This window comes from Escherichia sp. HH091_1A (genome assembly GCF_030295175.1).
GTDB lineage: Bacteria > Pseudomonadota > Gammaproteobacteria > Enterobacterales > Enterobacteriaceae > Escherichia > Escherichia coli_F.
Genome location: NZ_AP025747.1, coordinates 2,765,201 through 2,786,224, shown reverse-complemented (window position 1 = coordinate 2,786,224; position 21,024 = coordinate 2,765,201). Strand labels below are relative to the sequence as shown.

The window sequence follows — 21,024 nt, the reverse complement described above, 5'->3', positions numbered from 1 at the left end:
GGGCGAGATTCTATACTCAATCGCCTTGCACATCAATTAAAACTACCATTAACCGCGTAATTCGTGCGCCCGACGAAAACGACCTTCGTAATCAAACACTTTTTCACGCACTTGCCAGTACTGGCCTTTCATTCGTGCGACGACGAAATCCGGATGGCGCAGCAACGCTTGTTGGGCGAGGATATCGGCAGCGGTGATCCAGCGCAGAGGGATGCCCGGCGTACGCGTATGCGGGCGGATAAAAAGCTGCTCGAAGGCGGTACGCTGAGCGGGCGTTTGCAGACGGAAACGCTCACTCACATCCGCGCCGTCTTCATCGTAATAGGTGATTTTCAACCATTCGCCTTTCTCGTCGTGCCCATGTTGCAAAGACATGCCGCTACAGCGTAATACCAGCGCGTCTTTCAGTCGTAGCGCCGCTTTTAACATGTCGTCTGGATCAACCAGTATGGTGTCACATTCGCGGCAGCGGCGGGCGGCAATATCATTTTCTGCGTTACATTGCGGGCAATTTTTAAAACGAAAACGGAAGTCACACTGTTCTCGATGACCGTCGTCATCATCAAACCATCCCTGACAACGACGACCAAAGTGTTCAATCAATGTCCCGTCAGCGGTCGTTTTCCCCCAAAAGGTGTTGGCAAAACCGCAGGCAGGGCAGAAAACCTGTACCGGAACGTTGTCACTTTTGCCTTTCGGTGTACCGACCTCCGGCGCGTAGAGATCGTGAGGATTACCCGCATAATCAAGAATTAAGCAATCAGTCTTGCCTGGAGCCAGACGCAGACCGCGCCCGACAATTTGTTGGTAAAGACTCACCGATTCGGTAGGGCGCAGAATAGCAATAAGATCGACGTGCGGGGCGTCAAATCCGGTGGTCAGTACCGCGACGTTGACCAGATAGCGAAAACGCTGGGCTTTAAAATCTTCAATTAATACATCGCGTTCAGCGCCTGGCGTGTCGCCGGTAATAAGTGCTGCATCCTCAGCGGGCAGCAAGCCGACAATCTCTTTTGCGTGTTCGACTGTCGCAGCGAAAATCATCACCCCTTTGCGCGTTGCGGCGAACTCCATAATCTGGCTGATGATGTGCGGGGTAATACGTTGCTGTTTTTTCAGCTCGCGGTTGAGATCGGCTTCGCTGAACAGCCCGTTACTCTGTGCCTGCAATCGGCTGAAATCGTATTGCACTACTGGCATATCCAGTCGTTCTGGCGGCGTCAGATAGCCGTGTTTAATCATATAACGCAGCGGCAGCTCATAAATACAGTCGCGGAAAAGGGCTTTCTCATCGCCGCGTACCATGCCGTGATAATGAAACTGATAAATCCAGCCTTTGCCCAACCGAAAAGGCGTGGCAGTCAGCCCTAACAGGCGTAAGCGGGGATTCACTTTTGTCAGGTGAGTGAGGATTTGCTGATACTGGCTCTCTTCATCGTCACCAATACGATGGCATTCATCGACAATCAACAGTGAAAATTCACCCTGAAAGGCATCAAGGTTACGGGCGACCGATTGCACGCTGCCAAATACTACTTTACCGTGGCTCTCTTTACGCTTTAGCCCAGCGGCAAAGATATCGGCTTCCAGTCCCAGCGCCTGATATTTTGCATGGTTTTGCGCCACCAGCTCTTTAACGTGTGCCAGCACCAGCACACGACCACGCGCCAGCCGCGCCAGTTCCGCTATCACCAGGCTTTTACCTGCACCGGTGGGCAGCACAATAACGGCAGGGGTTTTATGACGACGAAAATGGTTGAGCGTGGCATCCACGGCTTCTTGCTGATATGGACGGAGTGTAAAAATCATGGTCTCGCGTAGGTAGATTATTCTGCTAATAGTATGCCACGGATCTTTTTCCCTTGAGGGAAGTTATTAGACCGCTATACTGGGCAGACAACAGTTCAGATTTTCGGGTCATTACCCGACCTCCGTTTTTTACAGGCAAAATCACACACATGCGACTTGATAAATTTATCGCACAGCAACTCGGCGTTAGCCGTGCTATTGCCGGGCGTGAAATCCGCGGCAATCGTGTCACCGTCGATGGCGAAATCGTCCGTAATGCAGCGTTCAAACTGCTCCCTGAACATGATGTCGCTTACGATGGCAACCCGCTGGCGCAGCAACATGGTCCTCGTTACTTCATGCTCAATAAGCCTCAGGGCTATGTTTGCTCAACTGATGACCCGGATCACCCAACGGTGCTCTATTTTCTTGATGAACCGGTAGCGTGGAAACTGCACGCCGCAGGGCGTCTGGATATCGATACCACCGGTCTGGTGCTGATGACTGATGATGGTCAGTGGTCGCACCGCATTACTTCTCCGCGCCATCATTGCGAGAAGACCTATCTGGTGACGCTGGAATCACCCGTAGCTGACGATACGGCAGAGCAATTTGCTAAAGGCGTGCAGCTGCATAACGAAAAAGATCTCACTAAGCCTGCGGTACTGGAAGTGATTACCCCAACGCAGGTTCGTCTGACCATCAGCGAAGGGCGTTATCATCAGGTGAAACGCATGTTCGCCGCCGTGGGTAACCACGTGGTTGAGCTGCATCGTGAACGTATTGGCGGCATTACGCTGGATGCTGATTTAGCCCCCGGTGAATATCGTCCGTTAACTGAAGAAGAAATTGCCAGCGTCGTCTAACTTTTTAATGACTTTCAGGAGCCCGTTGTGACCACCCGACAGCATTCGTCGTTTGCTATTGTTTTTATCCTTGGCCTGTTGGCCATGTTGATGCCGCTGTCGATTGATATGTATCTGCCCGCGCTACCGGTAATTTCAGCGCAGTTTGGCGTACCGGCGGGTAGTACGCAGATGACCCTGAGTACTTATATTCTGGGGTTTGCGTTAGGGCAGTTAATCTACGGGCCGATGGCAGACAGCTTCGGGCGTAAGCCGGTGGTTCTTGGCGGTACGCTGGTGTTTGCCGCCGCCGCGGTGGCGTGTGCGCTGGCACAAACCATCGATCAGCTGATTGTGATGCGTTTCTTCCACGGCCTGGCGGCAGCTGCGGCCAGCGTGGTCATTAACGCCCTGATGCGCGATATCTACCCGAAAGAAGAGTTCTCGCGGATGATGTCGTTTGTCATGCTGGTGACCACTATTGCACCGTTGATGGCACCGATTGTCGGCGGCTGGGTGCTGGTATGGTTAAGCTGGCATTACATCTTCTGGATCCTGGCATTGGCGGCGATTCTGGCTTCGGCAATGATTTTCTTCCTGATTAAAGAAACGTTGCCGCCAGAGCGCCGTCAGCCATTTCACATTCGTACCACTATTGGTAACTTTGCGGCACTGTTCCGCCATAAGCGTGTCCTGAGTTATATGCTGGCCAGTGGTTTCAGCTTTGCCGGGATGTTCTCGTTCCTGAGCGCCGGACCGTTTGTCTACATTGAAATTAACCACGTCGCGCCGGAAAACTTTGGTTATTACTTTGCGCTAAACATTGTTTTCCTGTTCGTGATGACCATCTTTAACAGTCGCTTCGTCCGCCGTATTGGCGCGTTAAATATGTTCCGCTCGGGGTTGTGGATACAGTTTATTATGGCGGCGTGGATGGTCATCAGTGCGCTGCTGGGGCTGGGATTCTGGTCGCTGGTAGTTGGCGTTGCGGCGTTTGTGGGCTGCGTGTCGATGGTGTCATCTAATGCGATGGCGGTCATTCTTGATGAGTTTCCCCATATGGCGGGAACGGCATCTTCGCTGGCAGGAACCTTCCGTTTTGGCATAGGGGCAATTGTTGGCGCATTGCTTTCTCTTGCGACCTTTAACTCTGCATGGCCGATGATTTGGTCAATTGCATTCTGCGCAACCAGCTCCATTATCTTCTGTCTGTACGCCAGTCGGCCGAAAAAACGGTGATCTATTGCACAACGAGGAAGCTAAAAGGCTTCCTTTGTTGATGCATGTCAACCACAAATCCATCATTCCCCCGATATATGTTTATTTTATGTAAAATCAATTTATGTAAAAAGTCACATCATTGTAGTTAAAAAGGTTGAGTTAGATCGCAGAAACGGGTACATATAGCCCCGCAAATGTGACCACGCCCGCAGATATTATTTAAATCAGAGCCATAGAGGCCACGCTGGCGAGGTATCAATCTTTACGATCTGTATAAAGACGGATTGTTGATGATGTGTTAAAATTGATGTAAACAAATTGTGAAGTAAATGTGCTCCCGGGGAAAATAAGTGACTTCATTACAACTCTCAATCGTCCATCGACTGCCGCAGAACTATCGCTGGTCTGCTGGTTTCGCAGGTTCGAAGGTTGAACCGATTCCGCAAAATGGACCGTGCGGTGACAACAGCCTGGTGGCGCTTAAATTGCTTAGCCCGGATGGTGATAATGCATGGTCGGTGATGTACAAACTAAGCCAGGCGTTAAGCGACATCGAAGTTCCATGCTCGGTACTGGAGTGTGAAGGTGAGCCGTGCCTGTTTGTAAATCGCCAGGACGAGTTTGCTGCAACATGCCGATTGAAAAATTTTGGTGTGGCAATTGCCGAACCCTTCTCAAACTACAATCCTTTTTAAGCGTCAGCTCAACGCCAGTAGCTGACGCGTATACTCCTGCTGCGGTGCGGCAAACACGCGCGCGCACGGCCCTTGTTCCACTACTTCCCCTTGTCGCAGTACGATAACCTGATGACATAATGCGCGGACAACGTGCAAATCGTGGCTGATAAACAAATAGGCCAATTGATGCTTTTGTTGCAATGATTTCAATAGCGTCAATATTTGCGCCTGTACCGTTTTGTCGAGCGATGATGTCGGTTCATCAAGAATGATCAGCGAGGGCTTAAGAATTAACGCCCTGGCAATCGCAATACGTTGCCGCTGACCACCAGAGAACTCCGCCGGATAACGGTGGCGTGTTTCAGGATCTAATCCCACTTCATGCATCACGGCTATCACTTGTTGTTCGCGTTGCACGGCAGAAAGCATCGGCTGGTGAACCCGTAAACCTTCCTCGATAATTTGCAAAACGTTGAGTCGTGGGTTGAGCGAGGAGTTAGGATCCTGAAATACCACCTGAATGCGATGGCGAATAGGTAATAGCTGACGGCGGTTTAAATTTTGCAATGGCTGACCGTCAAAAATGATGCTGCCCTGAGAGTAAATCAGTCGCAGCAGCGCCAGTCCCGTCGTGCTTTTCCCGGAACCGGACTCGCCCACTAAACCCAGTGTTTCACCCGCCCGTAGCGTAAAACTGATGTTTTTCACCACCACATTATGATCCACAATGCGCTTCAAAATCCCTTTGCGAATGGGGAAGGCAACCTGAAGCTGTTCAACATCTAGCAACGTTGAGGCAGGTTCTGGCAATGGGACCGGGTCGCCTGACGGTTCACTGTTGAGTAGCTTTTGTGTGTAAGGATGAGTGGGTGAGGCAAATAGCGTAGCAGCGTTATTTTTCTCGACACAGCGACCGTTTTGCATTACCGCCACGCGGTGAGCCAGTTTTCTGACAATACTGAGGTTATGAGTAATAAACAGCATGCCCATATTCAGCTCGCCTTGCAGTTCGCGCAACAGCTGTAAAATCTGCGCCTGGACAGAGACGTCCAGCGCGGTGGTCGGTTCATCGGCAATTAATAATTCCGGTCGCGTTAACAGCGCCATCGCAATCATCACCCGCTGGCGTTCGCCGCCGGAGAGCTGATGCGGATAATCTGTCAGCCGTTTTGCCGCCTGGCGGATACCGACGCGATCAAGGCAGTTAAGAATTTCGCCACGAGCCGCTTCCCGACGCATTCCGCGGTGGAGTGAAAGCACTTCATAAAGCTGTTTTTCCAGGGTATGCAATGGATTTAACGACACCATCGGTTCCTGAAAAATCATGGCAACCTTATTACCGCGTACACCGCGTAACGTTTGATCGCTGGCATGAAGCAGCGATTCGCCATGAAAACGAATATCGCCGGAGAGATATTCAACCGGCGGGGAAGGGAGCAGGCGTAAAATTGACAGCGCGGTAACGCTCTTACCTGAACCAGACTCACCCACCAGCGCCAGCGTTTCGCCAGCCTCAATCTGTAGTGAAACATCATTGACTACTGTGCGTACGGTTTGCTGATGGCGAAAACCCACCGACAAATTTTCAATCGCTAACAGAGTTTGCGTCATGCTACACCGCCTTATTAGGATCAAATGCGTCGCGGACGGCTTCACCAATAAAGATCAGCAAAGACAACAATATCGCCACCGACAAGAAGGCGGTGATCCCAAGCCACGGGGCCTGAAGGTTATTTTTCCCTTGTAACAGCAGTTCGCCGAGTGACGGTGAACCGAGCGGCAGACCGAAGCCGAGGAAATCGAGTGAGGTCAGGGTGGTGATCGAACTACATAAAATAAACGGTAAAAAGGTGAGGGTAGCGACCATGGCATTTGGCAACATATGACGCAGGATGATACTGCGATCGCTGACGCCAAGCGCCTGCGCCGCACGGATGTAGTCGAAATTACGGGTACGTAAAAACTCCGCCCGCACCACGCCGACCAGACTCATCCAGCCAAACAAGACGGTAATTGCCAACAGCCACCAGAAGTTAGGCTGTACGACGCTGGAAAGTAAAATAATCAAAAACAGCGTCGGCATCCCCGACCATACTTCAATAAAACGTTGCCCCCAGAGATCGACTTTACCGCCGTAATAGCCTTGTAGCGCCCCCGCCAACACGCCCATCACGCTGGAGCAGAGGGTCAGCATCAGGCCAAACAGAACTGAGATCCGCGTGCCATAGAGAATGCGCGCCAGCACATCGCCGCCATTGGCATCCGTTCCCAGCCAGTTTTGCCGGGAGGGTGGAGAAGGGAAGGGCTTATCGGTAGCAAAGTTGATACTGGTAGCACCAAAGCGAATCGGTGCCCACAGTACCCAGCCTTTATCTTCCAACCGCTGTTTCAGCCACGGGTCCTGATAATCAGCCTGGCTTGCCAGCGGGCCGCCAAAATCGCTTTCGCTGTAGTTTTTCAACAACGGGAAATACCAACTGCCGTCATAACGTACCAGCAACGGTTTATCGTTGGCGATAAGTTCAGAACACAAACTCAAACCAAATAAGACGAGGAAAATCCATAACGACCAGTAGCCGCGACGGTTATGACGAAAACGCGCCCAACGGGCCTGATTGACGGGGCTGAGTCGCGACATTAACGTCCCTCAAAATCTATACGCGGATCGACCAGCGTATAGCTGATATCACTGACAATATTCAGCAGCAGGCCAATCAGGGTGAAAATATACAAGGTACCAAACATTACAGGATAATCGCGCGAGACGGTCGCTTCGTAGCCCAGTAAGCCAAGACCATTGAGTGAAAACATCACCTCAATCAGCAGCGAGCCGGTAAAAAACATGCTGATAAACGTCGCCGGAAAACCGGCAATCACCAGCAGCATGGCGTTGCGGAACACATGTTTCCAGAGAATATTTTTTTCACTTACCCCTTTCGCACGGGCGGTCACCACGTATTGCTTGCGCACTTCATCAAGGAATGAGTTTTTTGTCAGCATGGTCAGCGCCGCAAAGCCGCCAATCACCGTCGCCAGCACCGGCAGCGTGATATGCCACAGATAATCGGTGATTTTCTGATACCACGGCAGCGAATCAAAGTTAGCGGAAACCAGGCCGCGCAGAGGGAACAGGTCGAAATAGCTGCCGCCCGCGAAGAAGACAATCAGCAGGATGGCAAACAAAAAGGCCGGAATGGCATAGCCGATGATGATAAATGCGCTACTCCAGACGTCAAAGCGGCTGCCGTTATAAACAGCTTTGCGAATACCCAGCGGAATCGACACCAGATAGATAATCAGCGTGCTCCACAATCCGAGGGTGATGGAAACCGGCAGACTGTCTTTAATCAGCGTCAGCACCGAGGCGCTGCGAAACAGGCTATCGCCAAAATCAAAGCGGATGTAGTCCCAGAGCATTTTGAAGTAACGTTCGTGGATCGGCTTATCGAAACCGTAGCGATGAGTGATCTCGGCGATCACTTCTGGATCTAATCCGCGTCCACCACGGTAATTACTGTCGCTGATATTGCCGACGCCCGTTTGCGCATGGCTGGCGCGAACACCTTCACCGCCTGCGCCGGGTAATACTCCGGCATTACCAAACTCAATGGCGGCGATGGCCTGGTCGACCGGACCGCCAGGCGCAATTTGCACGATGAAAAAGTTGATAGTGATAATCGCCCATAACGTTGGGATCACCAGCAACAGACGGCGAATCAGATAAGCGCCCATCTACTCTCCCTGTTGTCTGGCTGACGGCAGTTTCGTCGCTTTATTAACGTCATACCACCAGGTATCGATACCCAGGCTGTAAACAGGGCGCACTGCGGGTTGAGAGAATTTATCCCACCAGGCGAGACGGTCTTCCGCCATATACCACATTGGCAGCATGTAATAATTCCACGTTAATACGCGATCCAGTGCTCGCCCCAACGGCAGTAATTTTTCTTTATTTCCCTGCGCGGCAATAATTTGGTTGATCAGCGAGTCGATAACCGGACTTTGCACGCCGGGGGCATTATAAGTGGAGTTGATATATTCCGATGACCAGGAAATCTGTAAATCGGAACTGGGCCACGGCATCGCCCGCCATACGCGCGGCATCATGTCATAGTCGCGACTGCGCATGCGGTTGGTGATTTGCGAGTTATCCACCTTGCGAATGTCCATGTTGATACCCAGCCGTTGCAGGCTGTGCTGGAACGGTAATACCCACTGACTATTGCTGCTTGCGGGAAGCAATAATTCAAAGCTGAGAGGCTGACCCGTTGTGGCATTAACGCGTTGCTGACCCTTCAGCACCCAGCCCGCTTCATTGAGAAGTTTGTCGGCTTTTAACAGGTTGTCACGATCGTAGCCATCGCCTTTCGATACCGGCGGCTGGTAGATTTGTGTGAAGACTTCTGGCGGAAGATCTTTTTTCATTGGTGCCAGAAGCACCAGCTCCGCGGCGTCGGGGTAATTTCTGGCTGCGTATTCGGTATTCTGAAAATAACTGTTCGTGCGACTCCAGGCATTGTAAAACAACGCCTTGTTCATCCATTCAAAGTCAAAGGCGAGAGTGATCGCTTCCCGGACCCGGCGATCGCTGAATACCGGACGTTGGATATTAAACGCCAGCCAGCGCGTATCCTGGGCTGATTCGTTCTTTTGCTCATCTTTGATGATGTATTTCTTATCGAAATTTTTACCGGTATAGCGCGTGGCCCAGTTTTTGGCGTCGTTTTCCATACGCAAATCAAAGGCACCGGCTTTAAACGCTTCAAAGGCGACATTATCATCGAGGTAGTAATCGTAGCGAATGGTGTCGAAATTCCAGCGTCCACGGTTTACCGGTAAGTTTGCTGCCCAGTAATCTTTCACGCGGGAATAGACAATATTTTGCCCCATTTTCCAGGACGTAATTCGGTACGGACCACTGGCAAGCGGAGGCGTGGCGAGCGGATCGCTAAGTTTGTGATTCTTCCAGTACTTTTCTGGAAATACCGGCAGCGAAAACAGACTCAACATATCTTCTTTGCCGGGCTTCGCTAACTCAATACGCACGGTTAATGGTGCAATGGCTTTGACGGTGGTGCCTTTGTAGACCAGACGAAATTGCGGCACGCCTTCGGTCATAAATTTTTGAAAAGTAAACTCTACATCGCGGGCAGTAATGGGAGAACCATCATGAAAACGGGCGCGCGGATTAATAGCGACCTCCACCCAGGAATAATCGTCAGCATAGCGCGCACTTTCGGCAATCAGCGGATAATAACTGCCTGGCTCGTCATCGGAAGTAGTAAATAGCGTGTCGTACAACTGCTCGGTGCGTGCGCCTGGGTTGCCGCGCAGTGCATAGCGGTTGAAATTATCGAAGGTGCCGAGGGCTGACAACGTTATCTGCCCACCTTTTGGCGCGGCGGGGTTCACATAATCAAAATGGTTGAAATTAAACGCGTACCGGGGTTCGCCCAGTACCGCAAAGGCATAGCTTTCCTTGATAGCCTGCGCCTGCGCACCAAAGGTGAACAGAGCGATAAACAGCAGCAGTATGCGCACAATCATCTGCAACAGATTTCCTTTTACTCATCATTAGCCGCAAACCGGCATGCTTTCACTATGAATAATAAGGGACGTAAGCACGCCTTACCACTGCGGCGTATACGGTTTCTTCAGCCAGCGGACAAAATCGTCCAGCGGTAATGGGCGACTGATCCAGTAGCCTTGCATGAAATTAACGCCGCGTTCGCTTAGCCATCGCGCCTGTTCCGGCGTTTCAACCCCTTCAGCAACCGTCAGCATATTGAGACGTTTCGCCAGCGTCAGCACCGCGTCAAGTACGGGTGAAGTGATCGTTTCCGTACCGATGGCGTTGATAAATCCACGATCAATTTTCAGATAATCGAGCGTAAAACGCTCAAGGTAGATAAGCGCGCTGTGCCCGGTGCCAAAGTCATCAATAGCAATTTCAACGCCGACTGAATGCAGCCAGGCGAAGAGTTGCGTGGCTTCTTGCTCTTTCAACATATCGCGCTCGGTAATTTCCAGCACAATCTGGAAATGGTGTGCGGGCAGGGAAGTGAGCAGTTTCTGGATATCAGCTTTAAAGCTTTCGCTGTGCAGATGGTCCGGCGCAATGTTAATGCCAAATTTGACGCCTACCGGCAGTACTTTTTCTAATTCTGCGGCATCACGGGCAATCAACTCAAACAGATGCTGAGTCAGCGGCACAATCATCTTTTGCGATTCGGCAAAGTTGATGAAGGCATCCGGGGGAATTTCTCCCGCTACAGGATGCCGCCAGCGTAGTAGTACTTCCAGGCCCGTTACCCGCAGAGCTTGTGTATCAACCACCGGTTGATATACCACGTAAAATTGTTCGCGCTTGATGGCGGTCATGATTTCTCTGCCCGGTCGCATACGCACGCTCATCAGGTAATAGCAGAGAAGTCCAACCATTGTTCCACTCATGCCGCCCAGTAAAAATGCGTACCACACATCGTTCCATGTCCAGTCATCCGCATAAAGCCGAACGGTCAGAGGAATGCCCGCAATTTTAGTTTCACGGACCGGCATGTCGGTTAATTCATTAACGTTCATCAAACGTGAAGAAAAGGTAGATAGCGCAGTATTGCCAATAATGAGGGCGACGCCATCGTAATCTTCCTGCCGTGAACTATAAAAGAGAGAAGGCGTCAGGTTGAGATTCAGAGCGGCAAACACGCCGCTATTTTTCAGCAAAGGGTTGCGATACCAGATGACGATTGCGGGTTTGTTCGGCACCATCGGCGTGCCGGGTAAGATCGCCATATCGACGTTTTTATTAATGTCGAGCGCCGGAATCAATTCATTGAGTGGAATGTCCATCTCACCAGTCGCAGATGAACAGAATGTTTTTTTATCTTTTACCAGCACAAACGTACGGACATTCATGCTAAACGCCGCGCGGGCAGTCAGTTCGGGGTTAGCCTGCTGGCAGGTATCTAAGGTCAGCGGCTGGAGCCGGTCAGTAGTAGATTTCAGGTCGGCAAAATAGGTATCGAGATACTTTTGTACGTCGGTAATCAGTGTGTCGTATTTGACTTCGTGCTTATGCCAGGCCACTAAAAACTGAAGGCAGCTCACCAGTATCGCAATCATCACGCCTGCAACGATGCAGGTAAGCATAAGCTTACGTCCAGAAGAGGGAGCGCGTATGAACATGATTCCGTTAATTTCCTGAAATTACGACAACATTTAAAAGATAACAATGACCGGACTATAGCCTGGATCAAGACGCGGAAACATCATTTTCTCTGATGAATGAAAACAAAAAAGCACTGCCTAAGCAGTGCTTTCAGTTAACTCGTCAGGATAGCCAAGGGATTGCATCCAAACGGTTTATTAGCTGCGGCTGAGAACCCGGCGTGCTTCGTTGTAACGCTTCTTCCAGTACGGTTCATTCATGCTGGAAATAATAACACCACTGCTGGTGGAAGCATGGACAAACTGATTGTTGCCGATATAAATACCGACATGGCGTCCCGTTGAACCGGCGCGGAACAGAACTAAATCACCCGTACGCAAATTACTGCGGGAAACAGATTTACCCATTTCCTGCTGTTCGTAAGTCGAACGCGGAAGTTCTAAGCCAAATTGCTCACGGAATGTACGCTGTACGAAACCAGAACAATCGATACCTTTTTTAGTGCTGCCGCCCAGACGATAGCGTACGCCTTTCCAGTCAGCATACTGATCCATAATTCGCGATTTTACGTCGACATTACGAACCAGGTTTTCAAATTCATCCTGAGAAGCTTGCAGTGATGATGTTTCACTACCCACTGCACGTGTCTCAGGATGCATATTCTTTGCGGTGTTATTTGCACTACATGCAGAAAGCAGAACCGCTACTGCAATCGCGGGGATCCCGCGCAAGATATATCTCAAAATCGGTTGAGATTTGACCATGTTGTTTGTTTTCCCTTGAAGTCCTTAACGACAAATATCGTTATAAAAAAATGCTAAGCGACATGAGACTAATTACCTGGGCATGTTGAAACAATTCCTTAAGGCCAAATCTGTGGACTAACGCACAAAATTATATGCTGTGAGGATAATCTACCGCCGAGGCAAAACGAGTTCGAGATTACCCGATTGGTGCGGTCTTGGCGAGTGGTTTTACATGATTTTTTATAAGAAAAAGTGATACAGAAAGTTAATAAGCGGGATTGGTCAATTAAAGTACGATTGAGTGAAACGCATACAATCCATTCATTTACTTAGGGAATGATTTTTGTGTTCGATGAAAGAAAGCAAAGGCGCACATCATCAGGAATATCCTTACTATAAAAATAAACCTGATGATGTTAATTACCGTGAGTTATTTGTTTTAGAAATGTTTGTTTTTTCCCGGTAGTGATTTGTCAAAAAAGGTGATTAATCGATCACTTAATGGCGTCAGCAACATCCAGGGCAAACCAATCAATATCACGGTCATCGAACCAACAATGATGTCAGTAAACCAGTGTGCACCAATCATTACTCTGGGAAATGCAAAAACCACAAAAATAATAAGGGCGATAAGGCCTGCGACTTTGCCGAAATAACGCCACATGAATGCCGAAAAAATAAGCAACATCATGCCGTGATCGCCGGGAAAGCTGTCTCGTGAGGCATCTTTCGTGGGGATAGGGAGCAGTTCGCTGACGCGGTTAATATTGGCAAAAGTTAATGTTGGGCTGGCCCGTTTTACAGGAATTAATGCCTGTCCCAGTTGGTTTAAGACCACTCCAGTTAATAGCATGACGAGGCCAATAATCACGATACGTCGTCTGCCTGGGGCGTTTTCTTTCAGCCAGAAACTCAGCATCAACATTCCCATCGCCAGCAGTGAACAACCGTCGAAAGCGCGATTGTTGGTCAATGCAACCAGCCACAAAAAGGCCTTACTTTCGACCAGTTTCTGATTAAAAAAATAAAAAATATCCGCATCAATCGGCAACCAGAATCCATGATTAACGGGAATATACCAGGAAAGAAACAGCGCGAGGCCGACAATATTCAACAACACTATTTGCGGCAAATTTTTAATCATATTTTCTCTAATTATCTTACTGAAAAACGCAGGCAACCTTACGCGGTAGTCGCTAAACGAAGCTTCAACAGCGCGCTCTGCAAAGCATTCCAGTCAGCTTCGCTGCTGGAAATCAGCTCAATACGACTGTCCGGTGGCGCAACGTTTTGCGTTTCAATGTGCAGGTCATCGCCCTGACGGTTGATTCGCACCAGCCCTTCGGGAATACGCATCACGCCTTTGACGCGTTCCACCGGTGCAAGTCGCGCCCATTCCAGAATGCCAATGGTGTCGAATACCGTATCAGCGTCGAATATCCAGCCACAGGCCTGATGCCCTTGTCCACTGTTCAGACTGCGACGCCAGCGTTGATGCTCTGGCAGGCTTAACGCTGCTAACCCTTTTTTCACGCTATGCTGATGAGAATGCGCCGCGCTGGCGGGCAACTCGGCTAAATTGCGACGTGGCAAATCCAGAAGATGACCGTCAATTTTCCCATGCTCGCTGTGAATTAATTGCCGATCGCCACCATTTTGCTGCCACCAGCTCTGTAGCGCTTGCTCACTTTCGGGCGTCGCACGGTCGGATTTATTGGCGACAATAATGTCTGCGGCAGCCAGCTGGTCACGGAAGTTTTCATTGCTGGCGCTTTTTTCGTCCAGCAGCAGGCGTGGATCGAGAATGCACAACGTGGCGCGCAGATCTATCCACGGTTCATACACGGGCGCGGTTAAGAGATCGAGGATCTGTTTCGGATGGCCCAGCCCGGTCGGCTCTATCAACAAGCGGTCTGGTTTTCCCTGACGCAGTAAGGTATTCAACCCTACCTGCATGGGTAAACCATTAACGCAGCACATACAGCCGCCGGGGATCTCTTTCAACAATGCGCCGCTATCGGCGAGCAAAGCACCATCAATTCCGACTTCCCCAAATTCATTAACCAGTACCGCCCATTTTTCGTTGGGATCTTTATGGGCTAACAGATGAAGAATCGACGTAGTTTTCCCGCTGCCGAGAAAACCGGTGATGAGGTTGGTCCTGGTCACAACGGCTCCGCAATATTCTTAAAAGTTAACTGAGCGTTAATCCTGGCTAAAAAAGGCAGAAAAGAGAAGGGGAGAGCGGACGAAGGCGAGCTTCATCCGCTTTAACCGCAGAAATCGTTAAATTTTGAGGGTGTTTAATAGCGCCTGATGCGCGCCGAATTGTGCGATTTGCTGCCAGGCTTGTTCGATAGCCTGCACAAAATGCGGGTTATCTGGCAGATCATCACCGAAAACTTCACGCAGAGAAAGCAGGGCGGTTACGCGTTGTTCACTGCTACTGCCCGCAACAAGTTCGCAAATTTTATCGCTAAGCGGATCGCGAACATCAATGGCATTTCCGGCATCATCAACGCCGCTGACGTAACGCATCCAGCCTGCAACGCCTAATGCCAGCAACGACCAGTCCGTTTCGCGCGCCAGATGTATGCGAATACCTGCCAGCATACGTTGCGGTAATTTCTGGCTACCATCCATTGCGATTTGCCAGGTCTTATGTTTCAGCGCCGGGTTAGCAAAACGTGCAATTAACTTATCTGCATATTGTGTTAAATCGACATCTTTAATTCGCAGTGTCGGCGCTTGCTCATCCAGCATTAATGCTCTGGCGGCATGGCGAAATGCGCGATCCTGCATGCAATCACTGATGTGCGCGAATCCTGAGAGGTAACCCAGATAAGCGAGAAAAGAGTGGCTGCCATTAAGCATACGCAGTTTCATCTCTTCCCATGGCAGGACATCATTCACCATTTGTACACCTGCGACTTCCCAGGCAGGACGCCCAGCGACGAAGTTATCTTCCACCACCCACTGGATAAACGGTTCGCAGCTAATCGCGCAGGGATCATTCACCCCCAGATTTTGGCTGATTTCCGCCAGTGATTCGTCGGTTGCTGCCGGAACAATACGGTCGACCATGGTTCCCGGAAAACTGACGTGTTCTTTTATCCACCCGGCGAGTTCTGGTGAACGTTTTTCCGCCATCCCCTGCACCGCGTTTTTCACCACATGGCCATTGTCGGGAATATTGTCGCAGGAGAGTACGGTAAACGGTGCAAGGCCGCGTTCACGGCGTCGTTTCAGTGCTTCGACGAGAATACCCGGCGCGGAGTGAGGTTCTTCAGGATTTTGAAGATCGTGAATAATCCGCGGATTGCTGGTGTCGAGTGCACCGGTGGCCGGGTCAATACAATAGCCTTTTTCGGTAATCGTCAGGGAAACAATTGCCACCTGTGGCTCGCAAAATTTCTCAATAATTGCCGCTAAGGAATCCAGTTTTGCATTCAGGCATTCGTGAACGGCACCGACAATTATCGCCTGATTGCCGTCCGCACCTTTCTCCAGCACGGTATATAAATGGTTCTGTGCGCGGAGCTGGCTCATCAGTTGATCGCCGCTGAACAAGCTGATCTCACAGATCCCCCAGTCGCCGCCCTGGGCATTCAGCACACGATCGGTCAGTAACGCCTGATGTGCGCGGTGAAAGGCTCCGAAGCCAAAATGAACGATACGTGATTGCAACTGCTGGCGATCGTAGCGTGGAGCGTGTACCTGAGGCGGGAGCGTAGCGGAGGCGATTGTATTCATAGGAGTCACGTCTTAGTAACGATTGATTAACAATGACAGTGTAAAGTTATATGACAGAAATTGAAATTGGTCTGGATTGTTAATGCGATGAAGTGTGAGGGCGATCAATGAACTGGTGAATATTACGGGAGAACTATATTCAGGAAGCGCAAAATAGAAGATTGGTATAATAAATTAAAAAAGGGACAGCCTGAGCTATCCCTTTTCTGCATGCGGCTGAAGTTAGTCAGCACGACCCATATAACGGCGTTCTTCGATATGGATACGAATTTTTTCGCCCGGGCTTAAGTATTCTGGTACCTGAATCACCAGACCAGTGCTCAATGTCGCCGGTTTGTTACGGGCGCTGGCAGATGCCCCTTTGATGCCTGGTGCGGTTTCAACGATTTCCAGATCAACGGTCTGCGGCAGTTCAAGCGCCAGCAGTTGACCGTCCCAGGTCAGCACCTGCATGTCCGGCATGCCGCCCTCAGGCATAAACAGCAACTCTTCTTCAATCTGATCTTTGGTGAAGGTATACGGGGTATAGTCTTCTTTATCCATAAAGACATATTCGTTGCCATCGACATAGGAGAAGTCAACGTAACGGCGGGTCAGCGTCACGGTGTCAACGATATCATCTCCTTTGAAACGCTCTTCTACTTTCAGCCCGGTACGGACATCAGAAAAACGCATTTTGTACAGCGTAGCGGCACCGCGGGCAGTGGGCGACTGAATATCAATATCCTTAACCAGCAGCAGTTTGCCGTTGTAATTCAGTACCATACCTTTTTTAATTTCGTTCGCTCTTGGCATCGAAAAATTCCTGTAGTCGAAAATGTCAAAAATATCGCGACAAAGTACTCGCGACGGGCCTTTCGGGCAAGTGGTATTCGCACTTTTGCTGGTGCAAAAAAGGTGGTACTGTGCGCGCTCATCAATCCGGTGGTTAACCTTAAGAGAACAACGTATGGAATGCCGTCCGGGTTGCGGGGCGTGTTGCACAGCCCCTTCAATTTCCAGCCCTATTCCCGGTATGCCAGATGGCAAGCCCGCCAATACGCCCTGCATTCAGCTAGATGAGTATCAGCGCTGTAAAATTTTCACCTCGCCACTACGACCGAAAGTCTGTGCAGGGTTACAAGCCAGCGCTGAAATGTGCGGTAACTCGCGTCAGCAGGCAATGACCTGGCTTATCGATCTGGAAATGCTGACCGCGCCTTAAACATCTTTAATCCGCAGTAAGCAAAACAGAGTGGCGATAATCATCACCATCGCAAACCAGAACACAGCGTGATAATTCCAGATCTCGGCGACGATGCCCGCCACAGATCCTGCGATGATCCAGCCCACGCGCGACGTGTTGGTATAGAGCGTGGTGGCTGAACCTGCCTGACCGGGCATCAAATCCTGAAAATAGAGCATCCCGATGCCACCCAGAATGCCAATAAAAATAGCATTTAGCAGCTGCAAGCCCAACAGAATGACAGGTGAATGCGCCATCAGCATTCCTGCGTAAAAACAGACGCCACCCACGGCAGCAACGCGCATTAAGAAACGCTTACCCAGACGTTTGGCGAAATATCCGGCAATCAACATGGTCGGGATTTCCAGCCCGGCGGCGGTCCCCATCATCACGCCTGCCAGTTTCTCGGGAAGATGCAGTTCGTTGATAATAAATAGCGGCATGTTGATAATGTACAGGCTGTTCGAGCCCCACATCAATGTACAAATGACAAACAGCAGCAGCGTATCGCGACGGTTACGGCGCGGCGCTTCAACCGTGCCGGTCGCCAGCGGAAGCTCTTTTTGCATCGACGGTAAAAACAGCCACACCATCACGCCGCAAACAATAAACGCTACCGCTGCGCTCAGATACATTACCGTAAAGCTGAAACCCATCGCTAAGGCATAAGCCAGCGGCGGGCCAATGACCCATGCCAGTGAAACCTGAGCGCGTAAAAAAGAGCTGAACATCACCGCCTCACGTCCGGTTTTGTCGGCATGTTCACGTGCAAGGGCAAACATTTGCGGGTTAGCGGTCGAGCCAAAGCTGCTAAGAAAGACGCCAACGAATAGCAAAACAAAGTAGTTGCGATTCCAGGCAAAAAGGGTGCAGGCCAGCACGCCTAACAGGCAGCAAAAGACAATCAGCGATTTGCGATCGCCGCGCTTATCAGAGCGCCCGGCGAGAAACTGACTGACCAGAATCCCAATGACAGCGCTGCCGGTAAAGAAGAATCCCACCATCGCCGGACGGGCATGTACTTCATCGGTAAGGAAAATACTGAGTGTCGGGGTTTGCAGAGCGCCCGCAATACCGGTGAGAAAGGCAACGATTAAAAACGCCGTCGAGGTCAGGTCAAACGATTTCGCGCTGGAGACTGCGGGGGAGTTATGCATGCTGGTCGATCACTGGAAGAGGAAGACGCGGAGTTTACGCTGCTTGTTAGAAAATAAACAGACAGCGAAATCAAAAGCGCCACGAATAATCAAAATGCCATTTCACTGTTGCTGATTGGCTGCTGACGCTGCTGAAATGAAATTGCTGATAACGGATTTTCCCATCAGCAATTAGGAAAAATGACAAAAAATTGTGCAGCACATCAAACTTTTGCTCATTACTTTACGGCTTTCCTTGCGTGCTGAAACAGAAGTATTATGCTTTCTTGAAACGTTTCAGCGCGATCTTGTCTTTAACCCTAAGCCAGGTTGGCGCTTTTTTTCTCATAGAAGCTGAATCGTTTCAATTCAGCAAGAGAGGAGAACTATGTTCCAGTTATCCGTACAGGACATCCATCCGGGCGAAAAGGCCGGAGACAAAGAAGAGGCGATTCGCCAGGTCGCTGCGGCGCTGGTGCAGGCCGGTAATGTAGCTGAAGGCTACGTCAATGGCATGCTGGCGCGCGAACAGCAAACCTCTACGTTCCTCGGCAATGGTATTGCTATTCCACACGGCACTACCGACACCCGCGATCAGGTGCTGAAAACCGGCGTTCAGGTATTTCAGTTCCCGGAAGGCGTCACCTGGGGTGACGGCCAGGTAGCGTACGTGGCGATCGGTATTGCTGCCAGCTCGGATGAACATCTGGGTCTGTTACGCCAGCTGACCCACGTACTGAGCGATGATTCCGTTGCTGAACAGCTGAAGTCAGCAACGACAGCAGAAGAACTTCGCGCATTGCTGATGGGCGAAAAGCAGAGTGAGCAGCTGAAGCTCGATAACGAAATGCTGACGCTGGATATTGTCGCCAGCGATCTGCTGACGCTTCAGGCGCTTAACGCTGCGCGTCTGAAAGAAGCAGGGGCAGTTGACGCCACCTTCGTCACTAAAGCCATCAATGAACAACCGCTGAACCTCGGACAGGGCATCTGGCTGAGCGATAGCGCTGAAGGCAATTTGCGTAGCGCGATTGCGGTAAGCCGTGCGGCAAATGCTTTTGATGTGGACGGCGAAACGGCAGCCATGCTGGTGAGTGTGGCGATGAATGACGATCAGCCCGTCGCGGTTCTTAAGCGTCTCGCTGATTTGTTGCTCGACAATAAAGCTGACCGTTTGCTGAAAGCGGATGCGGCAACGTTGCTGGCGCTGCTGACCAGCGATGATGCGCCGACCGACGACGTGTTAAGCGCGGAGTTTGTGGTGCGCAATGAACACGGCCTGCATGCTCGTCCAGGTACCATGCTGGTCAATACTATTAAACAATTTAACAGTGATATTACCGTGACAAACCTTGATGGCACCGGCAAACCGGCAAACGGACGTAGTCTGATGAAAGTTGTGGCACTTGGCGTTAAGAAAGGTCATCGCCTACGCTTTACCGCCCAGGGGGCAGATGCTGAGCAGGCGCTGAAAGCCATTGGCGACGCTATCGCTGCTGGTCTTGGGGAGGGCGCATAATGAGCAGACGTGTTGCTACTATCACCCTTAATCCGGCTTATGACCTTGTTGGTTTCTGCCCGGAAATTGAACGCGGCGAAGTGAACCTGGTGAAAACCACCGGTCTGCATGCGGCGGGTAAAGGCATCAACGTGGCCAAAGTATTAAAAGACCTGGGGATTGATGTCACCGTTGGCGGCTTCCTCGGTAAAGACAATCAGGATGGTTTTCAGCAACTGTTCAGCGAGCTGGGCATTGCCAACCGTTTCCAGGTTGTACAGGGGCGCACCCGAATTAACGTTAAGCTGACGGAAAAAGACGGCGAAGTGACCGACTTCAACTTCTCGGGTTTTGAAGTTACCCCCGCCGACTGGGAACGCTTTGTGACTGATTCTCTGAGCTGGCTCGGTCAGTTCGATATGGTCTGTGTCAGCGGAAGCTTACCGTCAGGCGTCAGCCCGGAAGCGTTCACCGACTGGATGACTCGCCTGCGTAGTCAGTGTCCTTGCATTATCTTTGATAGTAGCCGTGAAGCGTTAGTGGCAGGTTTGAAAGCGGCACCGTGGCTGGTGAAACCTAACCGCCGCGAGCTGGAAATCTGGGCGGGCCGTAAACTGCCTGAAATGAAAGATGTGATTGAAGCTGCGCATGCGCTGCGTGAACAAGGTATCGCGCATGTCGTTATTTCACTGGGTGCCGAAGGCGCGCTTTGGGTTAATGCCTCCGGCGAATGGATCGCCAAACCACCGTCAGTCGATGTCGTAAGCACCGTTGGCGCAGGGGATTCTATGGTTGGTGGCCTGATTTATGGCTTGCTGATGCGTGAATCCAGTGAACACACACTGCGTCTGGCGACAGCTGTTGCAGCCCTGGCGGTAAGTCAAAGCAATGTGGGTATTACCGATCGTCCGCAGTTGGCCGCAATGATGGCGCGCGTCGACTTACAACCTTTTAACTGACAGCAGGA

The 21,024-nt window shown here is 50.7% G+C and carries 18 protein-coding genes; 6 read left to right on the top strand and 12 right to left on the bottom strand.

What is annotated here, in order from left to right; translation table 11 throughout:
* Nucleotides 1-48: 48 nt before the first annotated feature.
* Nucleotides 49-1,809: a DNA repair helicase RadD gene (gene radD, locus QUF14_RS14095; protein WP_000578095.1), complete on the bottom strand. Its 1,761-nt coding sequence runs from the start codon at nucleotides 1,807-1,809 to the stop codon at nucleotides 49-51.
* Nucleotides 1,810-1,958: 149 nt separating this feature from the next.
* Between radD and rsuA the strand changes: the two genes are divergently transcribed.
* From rsuA to QUF14_RS14080, 3 genes are all read left to right on the top strand, one after another.
* Nucleotides 1,959-2,654, top strand: coding sequence for a 16S rRNA pseudouridine(516) synthase RsuA (rsuA, locus tag QUF14_RS14090; protein ID WP_001234850.1), 696 nt, complete (start codon nucleotides 1,959-1,961; stop codon nucleotides 2,652-2,654).
* A 27-nt stretch (nucleotides 2,655-2,681) separates the two neighbouring features.
* A complete protein-coding gene (gene bcr / locus QUF14_RS14085; protein WP_000213374.1) occupies nucleotides 2,682-3,872 on the top strand; it encodes a multidrug efflux MFS transporter Bcr in 1,191 nt (396 codons plus the stop codon).
* A 332-nt stretch (nucleotides 3,873-4,204) separates the two neighbouring features.
* The gene (locus QUF14_RS14080) at nucleotides 4,205-4,549 is read left to right on the top strand and encodes a YejG family protein (protein WP_000202798.1); all 345 of its coding nucleotides are present in this window, start codon (nucleotides 4,205-4,207) and stop codon (nucleotides 4,547-4,549) included.
* Between the two features lie 3 nt (nucleotides 4,550-4,552).
* On the opposite strand, the gene yejF is transcribed toward QUF14_RS14080, so the two are convergent.
* From yejF to yeiP, 10 genes are all read right to left on the bottom strand, one after another.
* Nucleotides 4,553-6,142, bottom strand: a complete 1,590-nt coding sequence (gene yejF / locus QUF14_RS14075) for a microcin C ABC transporter ATP-binding protein YejF (RefSeq protein WP_000194932.1) — start codon at nucleotides 6,140-6,142, stop codon at nucleotides 4,553-4,555.
* A 1-nt stretch (nucleotide 6,143) separates the two neighbouring features.
* On the bottom strand, nucleotides 6,144-7,169 hold the full coding sequence (locus QUF14_RS14070; protein WP_000088899.1) for an ABC transporter permease: 1,026 nt from the start codon (nucleotides 7,167-7,169) through the stop codon (nucleotides 6,144-6,146).
* Complete coding sequence (locus QUF14_RS14065; protein WP_000501604.1) at nucleotides 7,169-8,263, bottom strand: microcin C ABC transporter permease YejB; 1,095 nt, start codon at nucleotides 8,261-8,263, stop codon at nucleotides 7,169-7,171. Before QUF14_RS14065 ends, QUF14_RS14070 begins: the two co-directional genes overlap by 1 nt.
* The gene (locus QUF14_RS14060; RefSeq protein ID WP_024211944.1) at nucleotides 8,264-10,078 is read right to left on the bottom strand and encodes an extracellular solute-binding protein; all 1,815 of its coding nucleotides are present in this window, start codon (nucleotides 10,076-10,078) and stop codon (nucleotides 8,264-8,266) included.
* An 81-nt stretch (nucleotides 10,079-10,159) separates the two neighbouring features.
* The gene (locus QUF14_RS14055) at nucleotides 10,160-11,716 is read right to left on the bottom strand and encodes a cyclic di-GMP phosphodiesterase (RefSeq protein ID WP_000470621.1); all 1,557 of its coding nucleotides are present in this window, start codon (nucleotides 11,714-11,716) and stop codon (nucleotides 10,160-10,162) included.
* Between the two features lie 180 nt (nucleotides 11,717-11,896).
* A complete protein-coding gene (gene mepS / locus QUF14_RS14050; RefSeq protein ID WP_000241011.1) occupies nucleotides 11,897-12,463 on the bottom strand; it encodes a bifunctional murein DD-endopeptidase/murein LD-carboxypeptidase in 567 nt (188 codons plus the stop codon).
* 421 nt (nucleotides 12,464-12,884) lie between these two features.
* A complete protein-coding gene (lpxT, locus tag QUF14_RS14045; protein ID WP_000594601.1) occupies nucleotides 12,885-13,589 on the bottom strand; it encodes a Kdo(2)-lipid A phosphotransferase in 705 nt (234 codons plus the stop codon).
* A gap of 38 nt (nucleotides 13,590-13,627) precedes the next feature.
* Nucleotides 13,628-14,614 (bottom strand): zinc-binding GTPase YeiR, encoded by a 987-nt coding sequence (yeiR, locus tag QUF14_RS14040; protein ID WP_000198827.1) that lies wholly within the window; start codon nucleotides 14,612-14,614, stop codon nucleotides 13,628-13,630.
* Nucleotides 14,615-14,731: 117 nt separating this feature from the next.
* Nucleotides 14,732-16,198, bottom strand: a complete 1,467-nt coding sequence (locus QUF14_RS14035; protein ID WP_001354772.1) for a mannitol dehydrogenase family protein — start codon at nucleotides 16,196-16,198, stop codon at nucleotides 14,732-14,734.
* Nucleotides 16,199-16,420: 222 nt separating this feature from the next.
* Nucleotides 16,421-16,993 (bottom strand): elongation factor P-like protein YeiP, encoded by a 573-nt coding sequence (gene yeiP, locus QUF14_RS14030; RefSeq protein ID WP_001136827.1) that lies wholly within the window; start codon nucleotides 16,991-16,993, stop codon nucleotides 16,421-16,423.
* A gap of 154 nt (nucleotides 16,994-17,147) precedes the next feature.
* Between yeiP and QUF14_RS14025 the strand changes: the two genes are divergently transcribed.
* The gene (locus QUF14_RS14025) at nucleotides 17,148-17,402 is read left to right on the top strand and encodes a YkgJ family cysteine cluster protein (protein WP_001354771.1); all 255 of its coding nucleotides are present in this window, start codon (nucleotides 17,148-17,150) and stop codon (nucleotides 17,400-17,402) included.
* On the opposite strand, the gene setB is transcribed toward QUF14_RS14025, so the two are convergent.
* Nucleotides 17,399-18,580: a sugar efflux transporter SetB gene (gene setB, locus QUF14_RS14020; RefSeq protein ID WP_000551977.1), complete on the bottom strand. Its 1,182-nt coding sequence runs from the start codon at nucleotides 18,578-18,580 to the stop codon at nucleotides 17,399-17,401. The two genes, QUF14_RS14025 and setB, sit on opposite strands and share 4 nt — an antisense overlap.
* 367 nt (nucleotides 18,581-18,947) lie before the next feature.
* Here setB and fruB point away from each other — a divergent pair, with 367 nt between their 5' ends.
* Both fruB and fruK read left to right on the top strand, forming a co-directional pair.
* The gene (gene fruB, locus QUF14_RS14015) at nucleotides 18,948-20,078 is read left to right on the top strand and encodes a fused PTS fructose transporter subunit IIA/HPr protein (protein ID WP_000487253.1); all 1,131 of its coding nucleotides are present in this window, start codon (nucleotides 18,948-18,950) and stop codon (nucleotides 20,076-20,078) included.
* Entirely contained in the window at nucleotides 20,078-21,016 is a 939-nt protein-coding gene (fruK, locus tag QUF14_RS14010) for a 1-phosphofructokinase (protein WP_000091263.1), read from the top strand. The genes fruB and fruK overlap by 1 nt, the downstream gene beginning before the upstream one ends.
* Nucleotides 21,017-21,024 lie beyond the last annotated feature (8 nt).

Excerpts from the sequence above, each read along its gene's own strand:
- radD (WP_000578095.1), bottom strand. The coding sequence starts at position 1,809 with ATGATTTTTACACTCCGTCCATATCAGCAAGAAGCCGTGGATGCCACG.
- rsuA (WP_001234850.1), top strand. The coding sequence starts at position 1,959 with ATGCGACTTGATAAATTTATCGCACAGCAACTCGGCGTTAGCCGTGCT.
- yejF (WP_000194932.1), bottom strand. The coding sequence starts at position 6,142 with ATGACGCAAACTCTGTTAGCGATTGAAAATTTGTCGGTGGGTTTTCGC.
- QUF14_RS14070 (WP_000088899.1), bottom strand. The coding sequence starts at position 7,169 with ATGTCGCGACTCAGCCCCGTCAATCAGGCCCGTTGGGCGCGTTTTCGT.
- QUF14_RS14065 (WP_000501604.1), bottom strand. The coding sequence starts at position 8,263 with ATGGGCGCTTATCTGATTCGCCGTCTGTTGCTGGTGATCCCAACGTTA.
- QUF14_RS14060 (WP_024211944.1), bottom strand. The coding sequence starts at position 10,078 with ATGATTGTGCGCATACTGCTGCTGTTTATCGCTCTGTTCACCTTTGGT.
- QUF14_RS14055 (WP_000470621.1), bottom strand. The coding sequence starts at position 11,716 with ATGTTCATACGCGCTCCCTCTTCTGGACGTAAGCTTATGCTTACCTGC.
- mepS (WP_000241011.1), bottom strand. The coding sequence starts at position 12,463 with ATGGTCAAATCTCAACCGATTTTGAGATATATCTTGCGCGGGATCCCC.
- lpxT (WP_000594601.1), bottom strand. The coding sequence starts at position 13,589 with ATGATTAAAAATTTGCCGCAAATAGTGTTGTTGAATATTGTCGGCCTC.
- QUF14_RS14035 (WP_001354772.1), bottom strand. The coding sequence starts at position 16,198 with ATGAATACAATCGCCTCCGCTACGCTCCCGCCTCAGGTACACGCTCCA.
- yeiP (WP_001136827.1), bottom strand. The coding sequence starts at position 16,993 with ATGCCAAGAGCGAACGAAATTAAAAAAGGTATGGTACTGAATTACAAC.
- QUF14_RS14025 (WP_001354771.1), top strand. The coding sequence starts at position 17,148 with ATGGAATGCCGTCCGGGTTGCGGGGCGTGTTGCACAGCCCCTTCAATT.
- setB (WP_000551977.1), bottom strand. The coding sequence starts at position 18,580 with ATGCATAACTCCCCCGCAGTCTCCAGCGCGAAATCGTTTGACCTGACC.
- fruB (WP_000487253.1), top strand. The coding sequence starts at position 18,948 with ATGTTCCAGTTATCCGTACAGGACATCCATCCGGGCGAAAAGGCCGGA.
- fruK (WP_000091263.1), top strand. The coding sequence starts at position 20,078 with ATGAGCAGACGTGTTGCTACTATCACCCTTAATCCGGCTTATGACCTT.